The sequence below is a fragment of the Dyella sp. SG562 genome, assembly GCF_011759495.1.
Taxonomy (GTDB): domain Bacteria; phylum Pseudomonadota; class Gammaproteobacteria; order Xanthomonadales; family Rhodanobacteraceae; genus Dyella_D; species Dyella_D marensis.
This window is the reverse complement of the sequence record NZ_JAAOYS010000006.1, coordinates 95809-114456: the sequence shown is the minus strand read 5'-3', so window position 1 is coordinate 114456 and position 18648 is coordinate 95809. Positions and strand designations below refer to the sequence as shown.

Sequence of the window (18648 nt, the reverse complement as noted above, 5' to 3'; positions counted from 1 at the left end):
CCCTTTGGAGAACACCGCAAATGAATAGTGCAAAGATGGGGCAAAAGCGTGCATGTCTGTGGCTCGCCGTGATGGGGCTGATCGGCGTAACCAGCGTGCATGCAGCTGATATGAAGCATCTCCAGGCGCAAAGCCTGGGTGCCGCGCCGGGCAATCAGCTCGCCGCGAAGCTGGGCCTGAGCGCCGACAACACCTTCGTCGCGGGCAGTGCGGTCAAGACCGTGCAAGGCACGCAGAAGGTGCGCATGCAGCAGTACTACAAGGGCGTGCCGGTCTACGGCCGCAGCATCGCGGTCGAGCAGGACGCGGCCGGCAACTCGCTGACCGCCGACGGCGCCGTACTGCAGAACGTGCAGGTGGACCTGAGCTCGGTCACGCCGCGCTTGAGCACGGCGCAGGCCTTGTCGGCGCTGCGCGCCACCAAGGGCTTCCTGCCGACCAGCGCGACGGCGCCGCGCAACGAGCGCGCCGACCTGTACGTGTATCCCGATGCCAGCGGCCGCGCGCGGCTGGTGTACCTGACCTCGTATGTGGTCGACAGCCCCAAGGCCTCGCGCCCGACGGCCATCGTCGACGCCAACACCGGGCAGGTGATCAAGCAGTGGGAAGGCCTGACCAATGCCAATGCCACGGGCCCTGGCGGCAACGCCAAGACCGGCATGTACCAGTACAACGGTACGCAGTATCCGTATCTCAATGTCACGCAGTCGGGCAGCACCTGCACGTTCCAGAACGCGAACGTGAAGACCTACAACATGAACCACTCCACCAGCGGCACCGGCACGCTGTGGAGCTTCACCTGCTCCAACAGCGACGAGCCGGACGTCAACGGCGCCTATGCACCGATCAACGACGCCCACCACTTCGGCGGCGTGGTGCATGACCTCTACCAGAGCTGGTTCGGCGCACCGCCGCTCAACCAGGTGCTGGTGATGAAGGTGCATTACGGCAGCAACTACGAGAATGCCTTCTGGGACGGCAGCTCGATGACCTTCGGCGACGGCGCCACCACGTTCTATCCGCTGGTGTCGCTGGACGTGACCGGCCATGAGATCAGCCACGGCTTCACCGAACAGCACTCCAACCTGGAGTACAGCGGCCAGTCCGGCGGCATGAACGAGGCGTTCTCGGACATGGCCGGCGAAGCGGCCGAGTATTTCGACCGCAACGGCAACAACGACTTCCTGGTCGGCGCCGAGATCTTCAAGTCCAGCAGCGGCGCGCTGCGCTATATGTGCAACCCGACCCAGGACGGCTCGTCGATCGACAACGCGGCCGATTACTACGACGGTCTGGACGTGCACTACTCCAGCGGCGTCTACAACAAGGCGTTCTGCGTGCTGGCCAAGACCAGCGGCTGGAACACCCGCAAGGCATTCGAAGTGTTCGAAGGCGCCAATGCGGTGTACTGGACCGCGACGTCGGACTACAAGGACGGCGCCTGCGGCGTGGAGAAGGCCGCGGTGGACAAGGGCTACACCAAGGCCGACGTGACCGCGGCGTTCACCGCCGTGGGCGTGAGCTGCTCGGGCGGCGGCGGTGGCGGCACCGCGCTGCAGAACGGCGTGCCGGTCACCGGCCTGTCGGGCTCCACGGGTACGCAGCTGGCCTATACCGTGGCGATCCCGGCGGGTGCGCGCAACCTGAAGATCGCGATCTCGGGCGGCAGCGGCGACGGCGACCTGTACGTGAAGTTCGGCTCCGCGCCGACCACGTCCAGCTACAACTGCCGTCCGTACCTCAACGGCAACAACGAGAGCTGCAGCTTCAGCACGCCGTCGACCGGCACGTACTACGTGATGATCCGCGGCTATACGTCCTTCTCGGGCGTGACGCTGAAGGCAACCTGGACTCCCTGACCGGCATGCCGAAACCACCGCTGCGGCAGTGGTGAATCGTGCAGGGAAGTGAGTGCGAAGCCGGTGGGCGCGATGCGTCCACCGGCTTTTTCATGAGGTGGCCGCCGCCACCGCGGCGGCGACATTGTCCAGCCGGTGGTCATCCACGGCGATGGCGAGGCCGTCGAAGCTGCTCCCGGCCAAGCGGGTCAGCGTTCGGCCCGGCGGCATTTCGACGGCCAGCCGCGCGCCGCGTTCCCAGGCCGCGCGCATGCTGTCCAGCCATAGCACCGGACGCGCCATATTGGCGGCAAGGTCGGCGGCGATGTGTTCGGGACGGAACAGCGGGCGGGCCAGGTTGCCGCTGAGACAGGCGATGCGCGGCCGCGCCAGCGGTACGCCGTCGAAGGCGCGCGCGAAGGCGGCGGCAGCCGCGTCGAGCAGGGCGCAATGCGACGGCACGGCCACGCGCAGGCGCTGGCTGCGCCGCGCGCCCAGCTTGCGCGCCTGTTCGGCGGCGATGGCCATCGCCTCGTCGCTGCCGGCGATGACCAGCTGGGTGTCGCTGTTGATATTGGCGAGGTGGACCGGCCATCCATCCGCACGCAGCCCGGCGAGCAGCGATTCCAAGGCGGGAGCGGCGAGGCCATCGATGGCCGTCATGCCGTAGCCGTGCGGATAGGCCTGCTCCATCAGGCGCCCGCGCAGCGCGACCAGGCGCAAGGCATCGGCAAAATCCAGCGCCCCCGCGGTGACGGCTGCGGGAAATGCGCCGACCGACAAACCGCACACCATGGTGGGCAGCGCCCCCAGGGTGGCGAGCAGGCGCGCGGCGGCAACACCGGCGATCAGCAGGCACAGCTGCACGGCCTCGGTGGAGCGCAGGCTGGCTTCGTCGTCCAGCGCATCGATGGAGCGGCCCAGCACGTCGGCGGCCTGATCCAGCGTCTCCCGCACGCCCGGCGTATCCGGCAGGCGATGCAGCATGCCGGGCCGCTGCGCGCCCTGGCCGGGAAAGGTGAAGAGGACGCTCATGGCGCCGCCGCGCCCCAGGGATCGGCCACCAGCCGCGGGCCATCACCGGTCTTCAGCAGCACCGGGCCGCCGCGCAGCCACTCGGCCAGCGCGAAACCGCCGTGGCCGGTATCCACCTGCGCATCCACGCGCATCGGCATTGCAGCGAAATGCTGCGACAGCTTCTGCAGTGCCGCGGGATCCGGCTTCCGCGGGATGCGCAGCAGCAGATCCAGGTCGCTGCTTTCGCGCAGCACCGGCAGGCCGCTTGCCATGGCGAAGCCCACGCCGCCGGTGATGCCCCAGGCCCAGGGCAATTCGTCTAGCAGCGGCGCCAGCGTGCGCAGGGCGCAGCGGCAGCGATGGCCGGCGGCATCGCCCCAAGGTTCCCACGCGCGCGTACGCGCCAGGATTTCCGGCGGCGTGCGCCTTGTCATCGCGCTCGCCGGCAGATAAGCGGCATGCCGTTGATGGCGTTGCTCGCCGCGCAGGCCCACCGGCACCAGGCCCGCTGGCGCACGTTCGCGGCGCACCACCAGCGGCGCGGCCGCAAACCAGGCCGCATCGACCCAGCCCGGAAGCGGCGAGGGCGAGCGCAGCACCTCGAGCGTGTCGCTTGCCCACAGCAGGTCGTGCGGACGCGGTGCTTCCCGTTCCGCCATCACCGCCGGTGGATTCGGCACGGCGGCCACGCGCTCAACCCACCAGGGCCTTGGTCGCCAGGAACAGCACCGACGGTCCAAGCAGGCAACCGAGGCCCGTATGGAACGTGGCGATCAGCGCGCCATACGGCACCAGCCGCCGGTCGGTCGCCGCCAGGCCGGCGCTGACGCCGCTTACCGTTCCCGCCAGGCCGCCGAAGATCATGGCCGAGCGCGGCGTCGACAAGCCCAGCGCACGCGCCGCCACGGGGGTAAAGACCATCACGATGATCGCCTTGACCAGCCCGGTGGCGATGCTCAGCGCCATCACGTCGGAACTGGCGCCGATCGCCGCACCGGTTACCGGCCCCACGATATAAGTGACCGCGCCGGCGCCGATCGTGGTCATGCTCACCGCGTCGCGATAGCCCATCGCATGCGCGATGGACGCACCGACGATGAACGGCAGCAAGGTGCCGAGCAGCAGCGAGATCGCGCCGATCAGGCCCGCCTTGCGCGCCTCGTCCACCTGCACCTCGAAGGCGGTGGCGACGATGGCGAAGTCGCGCAGCATGGCGCCGCCCATCAGCCCGATGCCGGCGAACTGGGTCAGGTCCGCCAGGCCGTGCTGGCCGCCGGTCTGCACGCCGCCCCAGTACGCCAGCAGCAGGCCGATCAGGATCGCGATGGCCGAGCCGTGCACGCGCCCGAAAGTGAGCTTGCGCGACAGCAGCACGGAAGCCCACATCACCAGCCCTACCATCGCGAATGCCGCGACCAGCCCGTTCTTGTTGAGCATCTTGTCCAGCATTTCGAGCATGGGTGCGTCCTCAGCTCAGCGCTTGTTCGGTGGTGGATTCGGGCAGCGAGGTGTCGTCGCGGCCCGTGCGGGTGAGCAAGGCGATGCAGCCGCCGCACACCAGCACCGCGCCCAGCGCGGCCATCAAGGCCACGGGACCGCCGCGCAAGGCGGCGACCACATCCTGCTGCGCGGCCATCGCCACCACCACGGGGATGTACATCGCGCCCCAGTAGCCGACGCCGGCCTCGGTTTCCCTGGGCAGCGCGCCGCGGCGGTGCAGATAGATGCGCGCGGCGATCAGCAGCAGCATGGCGATGCCGACGCCGCCGACATTGGTGCCCACGCCGATCAGGCGGCCTAGCCCCTCGCCCAGCAGCAGGCCGGCCAGATAGCACAGGGCGAGCAGGGTGGTTCCGTAGACGATCACAAGCACCTCCACGCGCCGCGGCGCGCCATGAGTGGAAGACGATGCGCTAGCGCCATTGCGCGCGCAGGCGTGCGCGCACGTCGGCCGAGGCCTTGCGCAGCGGGCCGTGCAGACGGCTTTCGAGGCCGCGGGAGGCGTCGCCGCGAATATCGGCGACCGCTTCGCGCAATACGTTCGCCACCTTGGCGATGGCATCGGCGCCGGGTGCCGCCGGGTTGTCGACGGCGAGCAGCCTCCACAGCAGGCCGAGCGAGGCATAGCTGTGGATGTCGTAAGCCATCGGGGGGATATCCGCGGCGAGCGCGTCGAGTTCGTCGACGCTGCGCAGGGTGATGCGCGCCGCCGCGTCGCGGCCCATGGCGTGCACCATGACCTGCGGGTCGTCGAACGCAATCAGCCGGTTGGCCTGATAGCCGTGCGCGAGGAAGGCGCCGGACATGGCCTTGCCGGCCAGCAGCGCGATCACCGGATGGCCATCCAGCCGTGCCGTGGCATAGGCGTCCGCGGCGGCGGCCAGCGCCTGGTGGATGCCATAGGCTTCCTCGTTGCGTCCGTAGGCCTGGCTGGGCGTGTCGACCACCGCGACGATCGGCCGGCGCAGGCCGCGGTCGCGGTCGGCTTCGATGGCGTCGCGCACTGCCCGCGCCAGCGACCAGCCTTCGATCAGGCCGGTTTCGCCGCGGCGGGCGCGCGGGAACGGATTGTGCGGATCGGGCACCACCGCGATGTAGCGCGCCATGTCGTCGCCGAGCTTTGCATCGGCCACGCGCAGCGAAGCCGCGTAGCCGGCCAGTGGCTCGGTGCCGCCAGTCAGTGCCTGCCACCACACGAGGCCGCGTTGGCTGGAGGTATTCATGCGCGCAACTCCTCGCCGAACGCGGCGATGACCTCGGCGGGCCCCGCCGGACGGGCGCCGTCGGCCTGCGACAGCGGCGGCAGGAACGCATCGTGGCGTTCGCTGCGGCAACGCCCGGGCCGGCCCGCGCGCATGCAGGCCAGCAAGGCCTGGCGGATCTGCGCCGCATCGTCTTCCACGTAGCGGTCGGCCAGGCCGCTGCGATAGCGCTGCTCGCCGCCGCTCAGGCCCCAGATGGTGGCGCGGTCGCGCGAGTCGAACTCGGCGATGCCGGCTTCCTGTTCGATCACCGCCGGGCCGTTGAGGCCGAGCCGCGCTTCGCGCGTGACCAGCAGATAGCTGCACAAGCCGGCGGCGATCGACATGCCGCCATAGCAGCCGACCGGCCCGGCAACGATGCCGGCCACGGGCTGGTAGCGGCGCAGATCGACGATGGCGGCCTGGATTTCCGCGATGCCCGCCAGCCCGAGGTTGGCTTCCTGCAGGCGCACGCCGCCGGTTTCGAACACGATCGCGGCGCGGGTAGGGATGCCCTGGCGGTTGTCCTCGGCCGCCAGTTCCAGGCTGCCGGCGATCTTCGCCGCGGACACTTCGCCCATGCTGCCGCCCTGGAACGCGCCCTCGATGGCAAGCACCACGGCCGGGTTGCCATCCAGGAGGCCGCGCGCCACCACCAGGCCATCGTCGGCCTGGGTGACGATGCCTTGGCGCGGCAGCCATGGCGACGCCAACCGTTCGAATGGATCGATCAGCTCGCGGAAGCTGCCGGGATCGAGCAAGGCCTGCGCGCGTGCGCGGGCATGGAGTTCGGTGAAGCTGCGGCGGGCCAGCAGGCGTTGTGCGTCCATCGTTCAGTGCTCCTGCGCCAGTGCGTCGAAGGCTTGCGCGATGCGCAGGCTCACCACGCCGGGCGTGGCGCCGGAATCGTTGATCTGCAGCCGCACCGCCGGCCGCGTCGGTTCGGCGAACAGGCGTGCGAACAGCGCCGCCCAGGTGCGCTCCATGCCCTCGACCGAGGTGGTGACTTCGATGCTGATGTGCCGGTCGGCCGCCGGTTCCAGCAGCACTTCGAGGTCGCCGGAGGCGACCACGCCGGCCAGCGCGCGGCCATGCGCCGGTGCGGCGGCAGGGAAGGTGAAGGCGAGGGTTTGCATCGGCAGTCCTCTTAAGCGCGGGAGATGCGGTCCAGCAGCAGGCTGGCGGCAAGAAGGTCGGCGGCGCCGCCGGGGGAGATGTGGCGGCTCAGCAGTTCGCGGTCCAGGCGGCGCAGTTCGCGGCGGCCGGCCAGCGTGGCGCAGCCATGCGTCAGCGTGCGGCGGGCGCCCGCCTGCAGTGCCTGCAGCGCTTCCGGCCCGCCGCGCGACAACACGCAGGTGTCGTCCAGCGTGGCCATGATGGCGAGCAGGGCATCCAGCCGCGCCGCGTGTTCGGTGGCGCCTTGCGCCCGCGCGCCGCGCAGGGTCGGCAGGCCCTGTCCGAGCACGTGCGGGAAGCCGGCTTGCGCCTGGCCGCGTGCGCCGCCGACACCGTAGCGGCGGCAGGCGCGTTCGCCCGGGTGGCCGGTGTGTTCCGGCGCAAGGCGATCGGGCATGCGCGCGAGCGAACCGGCGCGCGCGGCGATGGCCGCCGGTGTCAGCTCGTCCGGCGCTTGCGCCGCGGCCACGGCCAGCAGGCCCAGTGCCCAGATCGCGCCGCGATGCGTATTGATGCCGCCAGTCGCGGCCAGCATCGCGGCCTCGGCTTCGCGTCCCAGCGCGCCGATGCGCTCGCGCAGTGCGCTGCCGGCCGGTTGGCGATACGCGGCCATCGCCATCGCCTGAAAGCCTGGGCGCAATGCATGCGCGGAGCGGCTCAGCAGTTGCCAGTGCATGTCGCTGTGCGCGCCGCGATGGCGCGGATCGACCAGCCCCGGCTTGGGCGCAAGCATCACTTCGTCCAGCAGCGCGCCGGTGACCTGGCCGGCCAGCCAGGCGGCGAACTGCGCCTGCTCCGTGACGGCTGCCGATGAGCGGACGGCGGTTTCCATTACCAGCTCCGGTAGCGCGCAGGCGGCTGATACAGCCCGTCGGACCAGGCCACCAGCTCCGCCATGTTCTTCGCGGCAAGCAGCGAACGGTCGGCTTCGCCGGGATGGATGCCCAGGTCCTCGGGCAGCGCGACCAGCCCGTCGCGGCGGAATTGCGCCAAGGCCTTCGGGTCGCGCTGCAGGCCGATCGGCGTGACGCCGGACACCGCGGCGATCATTGCCTTGCGCTGCTCCACCGACTCGGCCCTGTAGAGGTAGGCGATGCCTTCTTCGGTCAGCACGTGGGTGACGTCGTCGCCGTAGATCATCACCGGCGCCAGCGGCATGCCGGCCTCGCGCCCCACCGCCACCGCATCCAGCGATTCGACCACGCTGGGCTTGCCGCCGGCCTGGAACGTTTCCACTACTTGCACCACCAGCTTGCGGCCGCGTTGCAGCGGATCGTCGCCCTGGATCAGGTCCAGCCACGCCGGCGTGGCATGGCGGCGGCCGTGCGGATCGTGGCCCATGTTCGGCGCCCCGCCGAAGCCGGTGAGGCGGCCGCGCGTGACGGTGGACGAATTGCCCAGCCCATCCATCTGCAAGGTGGAGCCGATGAACAGGTCGACCGCATACTGCCCCGCCAATTGCGACAGCAGGCGGTTGGAGCGCAGCGAGCCGTCGCGTCCGGTGAAGAACACATCCGGACGCGCGGCCACATAAGCCTCCATGCCCAGCTCGCCGCCGAAGCAATGCACGCTGTCGACCCAGCCGCTCTCGATGGCCGGGATCAGGGTGGGATGCGGATTGAGCGCCCAGTGCCGGCAGATCTTGCCCTTCAGGCCCAGGCGCTCGCCGTAGGTGGGCAGGATCAATTCGATCGCCGCGGTATTGAAGCCGATGCCGTGGTTGAGCGATTGCACCTGGTGGCGTTCGTAGACGCCGCGGATCGCCATCATGGCCATCAGGATCTGGATCGGCGTGATCAGGCGCGGGTCGCGGGTGAACAGCGGCTCGATGAAGAACGGCTTGTCCGCCGGCACCACGAAATCCACCCAGGAGCCGGGAATATCCACGCGCGGCAGCTGGTCGACGATCTCGTTGACCTGGGCGATCACGATGCCGTCGCGGAAGGCGGCCGCTTCCACCAGGGCGGGCGTGTCCTCGGTGCTGGGGCCGGTATAGAGATTGCCTTCGCGGTCGGCGCTGTACGCGGCGACCAGCACCACGTTCGGCGAGAGATCGACGTAGAGCCGCGCGTACAGCTCGATATACGTGTGGATCGCGCCGATCTCCAGCAGCCCGTCTTCCAGGCATTGCGAGATGCGCAGGCTCTGCGTGCCGGCGAAAGCGAAATCCAGCTTGCGCGCGATGCCGCGCTCGAACAGGTCCAGATGCTCGGCGCGGCTGACGCTGGGAATGATCATGTGCAGGTCGTGCAGCCTGGCCGGGTCGGCCTGGGCCAATGCACGGGAGAGAAAATCCGCCTGCTTCTGGTTGTTGCCTTCCAGCACCACGCGGTCGCCGGGGCTGATCAGGCGTTCCAGCGCTTCGGTCAGCCGCGCGGCCGGCAGCTGGTTGCCGTGGGCCAGGCCGCTCACGGCGGCGAGGCGGCGCTGCTTCTCGGTGCGGCGGGTGGTCCAGCGCGCGGTGGCTGCGGAGGGGGCCGTCATCGGGTGGCTCTCGCGGAAAAGGCGAGGGCGACTCTAGGCGGCGCCCGGTTGCGCTTCAATCAAGCTAAGCGTAATTTCATTAGCTTCAGGCTAATGATTGCCGGTGGCTGGGAGCGTGGCATGGCCATCGACGATGGCTTCACCCTGAAGAAGCTGGAGGTGTTCCTGGCCTTCATGCAGCTGGGCAACATGCCCAAGGTGTCGGAGCGGCTTTCCTACAGCGTGGTCAGCGTGCACCGCGCGCTGCATTCGCTGGAGCAGGCGGTGGGCTGTCCGCTGTTCAAGCTCGACGGGCGCAAGCTGATCCCGCTGCAGACGGCCTATGCGCTGGCCGAACATGCGCAGCGCGCCCTGCATGAGGCGGAGGAGGGCGTGCGGCGGGTGCGGGAGATCGCCGGCTTGTCCGCGCCGCGCCTGAAGGTGGGGTCGCTGTATTCGCTGACCACGCGCACGATGCCGCCCTTGCTGGTGCGCATGAAGCTGCGCAACTCGGCCCTGGACATCGACCTGACGCTCGGCTCCAACCGGTTGTTGCTGGAGCAGCTGCGGGAAGGGCGGTTGGATGCCATCGTGATCGCGCTCAGCGAGCCGGTGGACGACGACCAGCTACTGGCCGTGCCTTTGTTCGAGGACAGCATCTTCTTCGCCGTGCCTGCCGATTCGCCTTACGCGCGGCGGAATTCGCTCGATCTGGCCGAGGTGCGCAACGAGAAGTTCGTCTGCCTGGAAGACGACTTCGCCACGGCGGCGAGTTTCCAGCAGGCGTTTCGGCGCGCGGGCTATCAGCCGCAGGTGGCGATGCGTGTAGGCGACATCTTCTCGCTGACCAACCTGATCAGCGGCGGCGTCGGCTACAGCCTGCTGCCGGGGCGGATGGAGTCGTTCAATGCACGCGTGCGGCTGATCCCGCTGGTGCCGCCGTATACGTCGCAGCAGACCATCACCTTGCTGATGCTGCGCAGGCGCGAGGGCGATCCATACCTGGTGACGTTGGCGGAAGAGTGCCGGCGCCTGGCCGCGCTCGGCGGGGCGTAAGTCCCTGCCTCAAACCTTTAAGGCAGTTGCTATGAAGGCTTGGCGCGCAAGGCCGGAATCTTGGTTGTTCCGCGCTATTTCCTGGTCTTTCCGACAAACCCGAGCGCGCGCACCCACTCCGCATCCCTCCGCGTCGTTTCCACCCGTTGCTTCCGGTAATGCCGCTCGGCCCGGTCCTGCACATAGGTGACCCAGCGCCGGAACCATCGCTCGCTGTGCTGCATATCGCGGATCAGCAGCGCCATCAGGCGGCGCCCGGCAGCAGGTGCGAAGCGCTTGAACAGGTCGTCGTCCACGCTGACGATCGCCTCGGTCGTGCCGGGATCGCCCTGGCGCGCACTGCGCCCGAACAGCTGCCGGTCCACCCGTGCCGATTCGTGGAACTCGGTGAGGATCACATGCAGGCCGCCGCCGGCTTCGACCTCCTTGGTGAGCTTGATGTCGGTGCCGCGGCCGGCCATGTTGGTGGCGACGGTGATGCGGCCGGGCTGGCCGGCGTCGCCGACGATCTCCGCCTCGCCCTTGTCCTGCCGCGCGTTGAGCACGATGTGCTCGACGCCTTCTTGCTCGAACAGGCGCCCGAGTATCTCGGAGGCCTCGACCGATCGCGTGCCCACCAGCACGGCGCGCCCGTTCGCGGCCAGCTCGATCGCCCGCCGCGCCACCTCGCGCCAGCGCTGCGCGCTGTCGGCGCAGATGCGGTCCGCCAGCCGCCGGCGCCGGCTCGGCTTGTGCGTGGGAATCCGCGTGACCGGCAGGCCGTAGGTCTGCTTCACCTCCAGCGCCACTTCCTGCGCGGTGCCGGTCATGCCGCTCAGCAGCAGATAGCGCCCGAAGAAACGCTGATAAGTGATCTGCGCCAGCGTCCGCCGCTGGCCGGTGATCTCGCAGCCTTCCTTGCACTCGATCATCTGGTGCAGGCCGCGCTCCCAGGTGCGGTCCGGCATCACGCGGCCGGTGGATTCGTCGACGATCTGCACCTTGTCCTCGGCCAGGATGTAGTCCTGGTCGCGGGTGAAGCAATGCACGGCCGATAAAGCCTTCTGCACGAACTCGTCGCGCCACAGCGGCGAGCGCCACAGGCCGCCGAACGTCGAGGTCAGTGCGCGCACGCGTTGCCGGCCGGTTTCGGTCAGCCAGATATCGCGGCGCGGGCCCTTGATGTAGTCCGTGCCTGCGAGCAGCGTCCGCGCCAGCTCCACCGACTGCGTATACACCGCCGGATCGAGATCGTCCGGCAGCGTCTCGGAAATAATCAGCGGCGTGCTGGCCTCGTCGATCAGCACGCTGTCGGCCTCGTCGATGATGGCGAAATGCAGGCCGCGCAGGATCGGCGGCTCCCCGCGCGCGCCGCCGGCCAGCTCGCGCAGGCGCTGCTGGGTTGCCGAGATTTCCCCCAGCGCAATGCAGTCCTTCAGATAGTCGAACGTCAACTCCTTGTTCGATACATAGGCGATGTCGCAGGCATAGGCCTTGCGCCGGTCCGCCACCGACATGTCCTGCAGCACCACGCCGGCGCTCATGCCGAGGAAATCGAACAGCGCGCGGTTGTGTTCCGCATCGCGCTCGGCGAGATAGTCGTTCACCGTCACCACGTGCACCGCGGCGCCCGTCGCGGCCGCGGCGCAGGCGGCGAGGGTGGCGGCCAGGGTCTTGCCTTCGCCGGTGGACATCTCCGCCAGCCGCCCTTGCAGCAGCGCGCGGCCGGCGAGCAGCTGCACATCGTGATGGCGCATTCCCAGGGTGCGGCGCGAGGCTTCGCGGATCAGCGCGAATGCCTCCGGCAGGATCGCATCGGTAAAGCCTTCCAGATGCATGCGGTGGGCGGCGGCACGCAGGCGTTCGCGCACCTGCTCGTCGCTGGCCGCACGTGCGGCCTCCTCGCGCGCTGCCGTCGCGGCCAGAAAACCGCGCACGCGCCGCCGGTCGAAGCGCGGCAGGCTGTCGAGCATCGCGCGCAGCCGGTCCTCCCAGCGCGAGCGCTTGGCATCCAGCCGTTCCAGATAAGGCCCATCGCCCAGCCGCAGATCGCGGTCCGCCAGCAGGGCGCGCACGTCAGACACCGAAATGCCCCAGGAACACCTGCCGCAGGCGCCGCAGGCCCTGGCGCGCCAGCGATTCGCTGCCATGGTCGAAACGCACGTGCACGCGCTCGCCGAACGGCGGTGCGATGCCGGCGGGCAGGGCGACGTCGACGATAAACACGCGCTGCAGCGTCTTCACGCCGTTGTTGTCGTTCGGGTTGGTGGGAATGGCGCCGCCGCCGTTGAGCCCCAGCGCCGCGGTGGGCAATTCGTCCACCGCGCCGGGGAAGCTGCGCACCACGCGGGAGGCGCGTTCCTCGCCCAGCGAATCGGCCAGGCGCAAGCGCACGCCGTGCAGGCGCTGGTGCACCAGGTCGATATCGTCCTGCTGCACCACCACCCTCACCATCAGGTCGCGCGGCGCCAGCACGTAGCCGAGCAGCTCGCCCTTCTTGTAGTAGTGGCCCGGCATGTCCTGCGGCGTGGCGGCGATCAGGCGGCCGTCGCCGCCGGCATGGCCGATCAGGCGTGCGGCGCGCAGTTCCGCCCGTTCGAGCACTTCGCGCGCTTCGGCCAACTGGCGCCCGCTGACCTGGGCTTTCACCGGGTCGATGAAGGCATCCGCGTCGTAGCGCGCCTGCGCTTCGTCCAGCTTGGCCCGGTCGACCGCGAGCTCCGCCTGCAGCTGCGGGTTGTCCATCAGGTAGACGGACTGGTCGCGCCGCACGGCCTGCTCCGGCGCCGCCATCCAGGCATGGAAGAAGCCGTTCTCCTGCGCGTGCAGCATGGAGCGATCCGGCAGCCACACCACGCCTTCGGCGCGCGTATGCAACGGCACCGGCACGAACAGCAGCACGGCGAGCAGGACGCCAACCGCGACGGCGGTGCGGCGATAGGCACGGGCACGCACGCGATGCAGCGCACCGGCGGTGCGCAGATGCTTCAGCCCCTTGCGGATCGGCCCTACCAGCAGGCCATACGCGCTCCAGCACGCCATCAGCGCGCCGACGATGAAGTACTTGCCCGCCACCAGGAAGATCACCGACAGCGTCACCGTGGTGCGGTAGAACCACGCCAGCGGTGCATAGAAGAACAGCCAGCGCTGCTCGGCCGGCGTCTCGTCCGGCTTCACCGCGTCGGCGGAGCCGAAGGCATGGCGGTCCAGCAACCAGGTCCACCAGGCGGTGCCGCGCTGGGCCAGGTTGGGCATCTCGATCAGGTCGGCCAGGATGTAATAGCCGTCGTAGCGCAGCAGCGGGTTGCCGTTGACCAGCAAGGTGGACACGCCGCCGATCACCATCACGTTGAACGCCACCGCGCGCAGCACGCCGGGTTCGGCCGCCAGCCACACGTAGAGCGCCAGCGCGGCGAGAAACAGCTCCACCAGCATGCCGGCGGCCGCCACCAGCGCGCGCCGGTACTTCGACGGAAACGCCGCGGACGACGACGCCTCCACGTACGGCACCGGCGCGAAGATCAGGAACATCACGCCCAGCTCGCGCACCGCGCCGCCCCAGCGTTTCACCGCAAAGCCGTGCCCCAGCTCGTGCAGCAGCTTCACCACCGGATACACCGCCAGCATCACCAGCAGGTTGCTCGACGACAGCACGCGGTCGGAAAGGTTATGCGTCAGCTCGCCCCAATGCTGCGCCGCCAGCACCATGGCCGGCAGCATCACGGCCAGCCACAGCAGCGCGCCGACCGGGCCGAAGCACCACGAGAGGTAGGGCGACAGGCGGGTAAGGAAGCGGTCGGGATTGAGCAGCGGCAGCTTCACGCTCATCGGATTGAGCAGCCACTGGCGGATGGTCTCGGTGCGCTTGCGCTTGTGGCGGTCCAGTGCTTCGGCGGAATCCGGCGCCACGTCGGTCTGCAGCAGATCCGCGCCATGCAACTGCACCAGCAGGTCGACCACTTCCGGCTGCGTGCATGCATCGCGCGATTCGGAGGTGTTGGCGCGCTCCCACAAGGCCTGCACGGTCTGGCGCCCATCCATGCCCGCGATGAATGCATGCGCCGCGGTGGACAGGCGATAGACGCGCCCGCCGGTCTGGTCCTGCACCACGTACCAGGGCTTGCCGCGGAACACCACGCGCTGCACCGTGGCATACGGCATCAGCCGCGGCCGCAGCTGCGCCACGCTATGCCAGGACGGACTGAACGGACTGCGCGCCATGGGCTACAGGCCCCAGCTCCATAGATTCAGCCGCAGCCAGTCGAACAGGCCATGCAGCAGCACCCAGCCCAGCTTGCGCCGGCCCGCGCCGATCTTGCCGACGCCTTCCATGCCCGGCAGCAGCAGCGGCGAATCCTGCTTCAGGCGCGCCTCGACGCGGTAGAAGTTGCGGCCGTCCTGCGCGGTGGCCACCGGCATGATCTTGGCGACGGTGAACGGCATCGGCGCGCCGGCCAGGCCGGTGATCACCAGCTGGCCGTCCTGGCCTTCGCGCACCTGGGCGATATCGCGCTCGTCCACTTGAAGAATGATGCGGTAGCTGTGCAGCGGCGCGATCTCGAACAGCTTCTTGCCGGCTTCCAGCGGCGTGCCGATCTGCTGGCTCAGGTCGCCGGTGACCACCACGCCGTCGTACGGCGCCAGCACCTTCACCCGCGACAGCTTGTCGTCCAGCAGGTCCAGCTGCGCCTGCGCCTCGCGCAACTGCGCGCCGACCACCTGCATGGCGGTGAGGTCGTGCCCGGCCATTGCCTCGCGCAGCTTGTTGTCGTACTGATCGCGCTCGCTGGCCCACTTGCTGCGTTCCACGCGCAGATCGTGGTCGTCGAGCTGGGCCAGCGGCTGGCCCTTGGCGACGGTGTCGCCGGCACGCACGAAGCTGGCGGCAAGAAAACCTTCGAACGGCGCGGCGGCGACGCGCTGGATCTCGCCTTCGGTGACGGTCTTGGCGGAGACGCGGTACGGCACCGGCAGGAACACCAGCACGGCCAGCAGCAGCGCCGCGGCCAGCGCGCCGGCTTTCCACAGCAGATAGCGCGGGCCGAGCAAGGCGGCCAGGAAATGGCGGCCTTCGTCGCGCAGGCGCTGCCACGAGCCGCGCTCCGCATCCACGCGCTGGGCGATCACCGGCGCCAGCAGCGCGCCGAAGGTGTCCATCCATTTGCGCTCTTCCTCGCCGAACGGCGTCGGCGCTTCGCGCTCGATCGTCACCACCGCCACGCACCTGGCCTGCTGCGCGATCGGCAGCGAGAGCAGGCGGCCGGCGCCGGTGCGCTGCAGCAGGGCGGTATGCGCGCGGAAGCTGTCCGGCGCCTCGCGTTCGGGCGCCGCCGCTTCCACCGGCTGGGCCAGGTCGCAGCACTCGTTCATCGCGGCGGCATAGGCGTGCACCAGCGGCGAGGATTTCTCGAATGTCGCCGCTTCCGACAAGGCCGTGAGCCTGACTTCGCCATGGCGCATCAGGCCGATCGCCACGCGCGTGCCGCCGAAACGCCGGCGCAATTCGTTGCTGAGGTCGAACAGCGCCTGCTGGAAGCGTTCGTGGCGCAGCGCAATCGCTATGGCTTCGAGCACGCCCAGCGAGCGCACGCTCGAAGCGAGCGCGGCATCGTGCTCGCGCCGCGCGAACAGATTGCTGAGCCAAGCGCTGCCCCAATGCAGCTCGCGCAGCAGCAGCGGCAGGCTTTCGTCGTGCGCGCTCAGCTCCAGCACCACCGCGCCGGCCACGCGGTCGTGCACCGACAGCGGCGCCGCCACGTGCCACAGGCCGGCGGGTTCCGCACAGGGCTGCACCACCACGCGGCGTTCGGCCAGCGTGCGCTGCACCGCTTCGCCCATGCGCGCCATATCGCTGTTGGCCTGCGGAAACACCGCGATCGGCACGAAGTTCTGTCCGTCCGCGGATTCGACCAGGATCGCCGCCTGCGCGATCACCGCGAACTTGTCGCGCAGCACCGCCAGCCACGCGTCGCAGAATTCGGCCGAGGTGCGCGCGGTGATGAAGCGCGTCCAGCCGTCCAGCGGCAAGGGCGTGGGCGCGGAAGGATCGGGTGTGGCGGGCAGGGCGTTCATTGCGGCGCGCGCTCCGGCTTGAGCGAGGCGGTAGCGTTCATGCGCCCGGGCACGAAGCACTGATCCAGCTCGTCGATATCGGCAATGCTCAGGTCGCCCAGGGTGGCCCGCAGCTTGATGTATGCAGTGAGCTGCTGGTAGCGGCCCTTGCGCATGTCGCGCTGGGAAGCGGCGATCTGCTGTTTCGCGGCCAGCGTATCGGCTTCGGTCTTCAGGCCGCGGTCGGTGCCGCGCTCGGCCACCGCCAGCGCGCGTTGCGCCGATGCAATGGCGATGCGCGCGGCATGCGACTTGGCCAGGCCCGCGCGCCAGGCGAGAAAGGAAGTTTTCACGTTGAGGACAGCCTGCCGCCGCGCGGCTTCCAGGTCGTCGCGCGCCTTGTCGCGCAGGGCCAGCGCTTCGGCGACCTTCGCCGACTGCGTGCCGCCGGAATAGATCGGCACGTTGAGCTGCAGGCCGACGGTAAAGGTGCGGATGCGGTAGCCGGCCTGGCCGGGAAAGTTGCCGACGTTCTGGTCGGTGTTGCCGTAGCTGGCCACCATGTCCAGGGTCGGCTGGTGGCCGGCGCGCTGCTTGCTCACTTCGTCCTCCGCAGCGGCGACCGCGCGCGCGGCGGCGCGCAGGGCGGGACTGCTGGCGTCGATCTGGCCCAGCCAGCTGTCGATGTCGTTGCCGATCAGGTCGGGCAGTTCGAGCTGGTCGTCCAGATACGGCTGCTGCAGGTCTTCCGCCGGACCTACCCACTGTTCGAGCGCGGCCAGCTTGGTGGCGTGGTCGGCCTGCGCCGACTCCGCATCGGCCGCGGCTTCCTCGTACTTGGCGTGCGCGTCCTCGGCCTGCGGTTCGCCTTGCGCGCCCAGTTCCACGGCGCGGCGCGCGATATCCCACTGCGCGCGCAAGGCGTCGCGCTGCGCGGCGGTGAACTCCACCGCGTCGCGCGCTTCCATCAGGTCGAACCAGGCGGAGGCCAGCTTCTGGTACAGCTGCTGCTCGGTGTCCTTGAGCTGGTATTCGCTCTGCCGCTCCACTTGTTCGGCCTGATGCAGGCTGGCGGTGTTGGCGGGGCGCCACAGCGGCTGGGTCAGGCTGAGCTGGCCGGTGTCGCCGTGATAGCGGTCGTGCAAGGTGTGGGTGACGCGGTCCAGCGTGTCGTAGCGGCGGCGGTTGCCATTGCTGCTGGCGGTGGCGGAGATCTGCGGCAGCATCGCGCCGAAGGCCTGGCGCGTGCGCGCCTGCGAAGCATCGAGGCTGGCCTTGGCCGCGCGGTAGCCGGGTTCGCTGTCGTGGGCGATGGAAAACAGTTCGCCGAGCGAGGTGACGGTGTCGGCGGCAAGCGCCGGCATCGCCACAAGCAGGCTGGCGCACAGCAGCGCCAGCGGCAGGGCGCGGCGGCGCACCGGCGATCCTCCGGGACGTACCGGAACCAGCTCCCTCGCGTAAAGACTTTCGCGTCGCACCTCAAATCCCTTCGTAGTGCCCGGAGGGAGAGGCCGGTCCGTCGTGGACCGCAACGACTGGACACGCACCGGAAACCGCACGGTGCGCTCTGGCGTCAGTTCCGACGATTTCCCCCTGAAGCGCAGGCATTCTGGCATCGGCCCGGGGGTGTGCCAAGGGCTGGCGCGTTCAGGTTTTCCGCAAGGTTTTGCGAGTGGCGCGGCGCCTCGCATTTCGTCATCCCGGCGCAGGCCGGGATCCAGTAGCGGCGATATCCGGTTGTCGCGAAAAGGCTTAAGAGCCTTGCTCTTGTCTGCTTTTGCATCGACAAACGTTTTCGCCACTGGATGATTCGCTTCGCTCACCCCTTCGGGGCCGCCCTGCGGGCGTTCTTCGCACTGCGCGCTCGTCCGGCCTACGCCGGGATGACGGCTCTGATGTGAGGCTTCGAAGCATCCAAACTTGCGCTACCATCCCGCCTCGTTCACCAGCGCGCGGCGCATCCAGCGCCAGTCTCAGGGGGAGTCATGAAGCGCATCATGGGAGCGGCCGTACTGGCGGCCGCCTTGCTGGCCGGCTGCCACACCACCGGCCAGAAAATCACCGCGCTCGATCCGGGCAACAGCCGCGACCAGGTGGTCGCCACCCTGGGCCGTCCGGACGCCTTGAGCACGATGGGCGATTTCGAGGTCTACACCTATCTGGCGCGCCACCGCTCGCGCATGTCGGTGACGCACACCGACTACACCGTGGTGATGAAGGAAGGGCACGTGGTGCAGTTCGGGCCGGGGCTGGCTCGGCGCGAAGGGCTGCACAATGTGGTGATCGTGCCGCCGGAGTCGTAAGCGCGCGGCGATGCAGGGGCATCG

The 18648-nt window shown here is 69.2% G+C and carries 16 protein-coding genes; 3 read left to right on the top strand and 13 right to left on the bottom strand.

The window, feature by feature from the left end:
* Positions 1-110: 110 nt before the first annotated feature.
* A complete protein-coding gene (locus tag FHW84_RS12965; RefSeq protein WP_243868095.1) occupies positions 111-1859 on the top strand; it encodes a M4 family metallopeptidase in 1749 nt (582 codons plus the stop codon).
* Positions 1860-1949: 90 nt separating this feature from the next.
* Here FHW84_RS12965 and mdcH read toward each other — a convergent pair whose 3' ends face one another.
* The 9 genes from mdcH to mdcA are packed head-to-tail and all read right to left on the bottom strand — an operon-like array spanning position 1950 to position 9256.
* Positions 1950-2873, bottom strand: a complete 924-nt coding sequence (gene mdcH, locus FHW84_RS12960) for a malonate decarboxylase subunit epsilon (RefSeq protein ID WP_167256132.1) — start codon at positions 2871-2873, stop codon at positions 1950-1952.
* On the bottom strand, positions 2870-3544 hold the full coding sequence (locus tag FHW84_RS12955; RefSeq protein ID WP_208399775.1) for a malonate decarboxylase holo-ACP synthase: 675 nt from the start codon (positions 3542-3544) through the stop codon (positions 2870-2872). Before FHW84_RS12955 ends, mdcH begins: the two co-directional genes overlap by 4 nt.
* A gap of 4 nt (positions 3545-3548) precedes the next feature.
* Complete coding sequence (gene madM, locus FHW84_RS12950; RefSeq protein ID WP_167256130.1) at positions 3549-4313, bottom strand: malonate transporter subunit MadM; 765 nt, start codon at positions 4311-4313, stop codon at positions 3549-3551.
* A gap of 10 nt (positions 4314-4323) precedes the next feature.
* Positions 4324-4722 carry a malonate transporter subunit MadL gene (gene madL, locus FHW84_RS12945; RefSeq protein ID WP_167256128.1) on the bottom strand — a complete coding sequence of 133 codons (399 nt, stop codon included), beginning with the start codon at positions 4720-4722 and terminating at the stop codon, positions 4324-4326.
* A 46-nt stretch (positions 4723-4768) separates the two neighbouring features.
* Positions 4769-5578 (bottom strand): biotin-independent malonate decarboxylase subunit gamma, encoded by an 810-nt coding sequence (gene mdcE / locus FHW84_RS12940; protein WP_167256126.1) that lies wholly within the window; start codon positions 5576-5578, stop codon positions 4769-4771.
* Entirely contained in the window at positions 5575-6426 is an 852-nt protein-coding gene (locus tag FHW84_RS12935) for a biotin-independent malonate decarboxylase subunit beta (protein WP_167256125.1), read from the bottom strand. The genes mdcE and FHW84_RS12935 overlap by 4 nt, the downstream gene beginning before the upstream one ends.
* 3 nt (positions 6427-6429) lie before the next feature.
* A complete protein-coding gene (locus FHW84_RS12930) occupies positions 6430-6732 on the bottom strand; it encodes a malonate decarboxylase subunit delta (protein WP_167256123.1) in 303 nt (100 codons plus the stop codon).
* A gap of 11 nt (positions 6733-6743) precedes the next feature.
* Complete coding sequence (locus tag FHW84_RS12925) at positions 6744-7604, bottom strand: triphosphoribosyl-dephospho-CoA synthase (RefSeq protein ID WP_167256121.1); 861 nt, start codon at positions 7602-7604, stop codon at positions 6744-6746.
* Positions 7604-9256, bottom strand: a complete 1653-nt coding sequence (gene mdcA / locus FHW84_RS12920; RefSeq protein ID WP_167256119.1) for a malonate decarboxylase subunit alpha — start codon at positions 9254-9256, stop codon at positions 7604-7606. The genes FHW84_RS12925 and mdcA overlap by 1 nt, the downstream gene beginning before the upstream one ends.
* Before the next feature lie 120 nt (positions 9257-9376).
* Between mdcA and FHW84_RS12915 the strand changes: the two genes are divergently transcribed.
* A complete protein-coding gene (locus FHW84_RS12915) occupies positions 9377-10291 on the top strand; it encodes a LysR substrate-binding domain-containing protein (protein ID WP_167256117.1) in 915 nt (304 codons plus the stop codon).
* Positions 10292-10365: 74 nt separating this feature from the next.
* Here FHW84_RS12915 and FHW84_RS12910 read toward each other — a convergent pair whose 3' ends face one another.
* Genes FHW84_RS12910 through FHW84_RS12895 form a run of 4 tightly spaced genes read right to left on the bottom strand, consistent with a single transcriptional unit; the run spans position 10366 to position 17739 of the window.
* Positions 10366-12354 carry a DEAD/DEAH box helicase gene (locus FHW84_RS12910; protein ID WP_167256115.1) on the bottom strand — a complete coding sequence of 663 codons (1989 nt, stop codon included), beginning with the start codon at positions 12352-12354 and terminating at the stop codon, positions 10366-10368.
* Positions 12347-14491 carry a peptidase M50 gene (locus FHW84_RS12905; protein ID WP_167256113.1) on the bottom strand — a complete coding sequence of 715 codons (2145 nt, stop codon included), beginning with the start codon at positions 14489-14491 and terminating at the stop codon, positions 12347-12349. Before FHW84_RS12905 ends, FHW84_RS12910 begins: the two co-directional genes overlap by 8 nt.
* 3 nt (positions 14492-14494) lie before the next feature.
* Positions 14495-16342: an HlyD family efflux transporter periplasmic adaptor subunit gene (locus tag FHW84_RS12900; RefSeq protein ID WP_167256111.1), complete on the bottom strand. Its 1848-nt coding sequence runs from the start codon at positions 16340-16342 to the stop codon at positions 14495-14497.
* Positions 16339-17739: a TolC family protein gene (locus FHW84_RS12895; RefSeq protein ID WP_167256109.1), complete on the bottom strand. Its 1401-nt coding sequence runs from the start codon at positions 17737-17739 to the stop codon at positions 16339-16341. Before FHW84_RS12895 ends, FHW84_RS12900 begins: the two co-directional genes overlap by 4 nt.
* Before the next feature lie 567 nt (positions 17740-18306).
* Here FHW84_RS12895 and bamE point away from each other — a divergent pair.
* The gene (gene bamE / locus FHW84_RS12890) at positions 18307-18624 is read left to right on the top strand and encodes an outer membrane protein assembly factor BamE (protein ID WP_167256107.1); all 318 of its coding nucleotides are present in this window, start codon (positions 18307-18309) and stop codon (positions 18622-18624) included.
* Positions 18625-18648 lie beyond the last annotated feature (24 nt).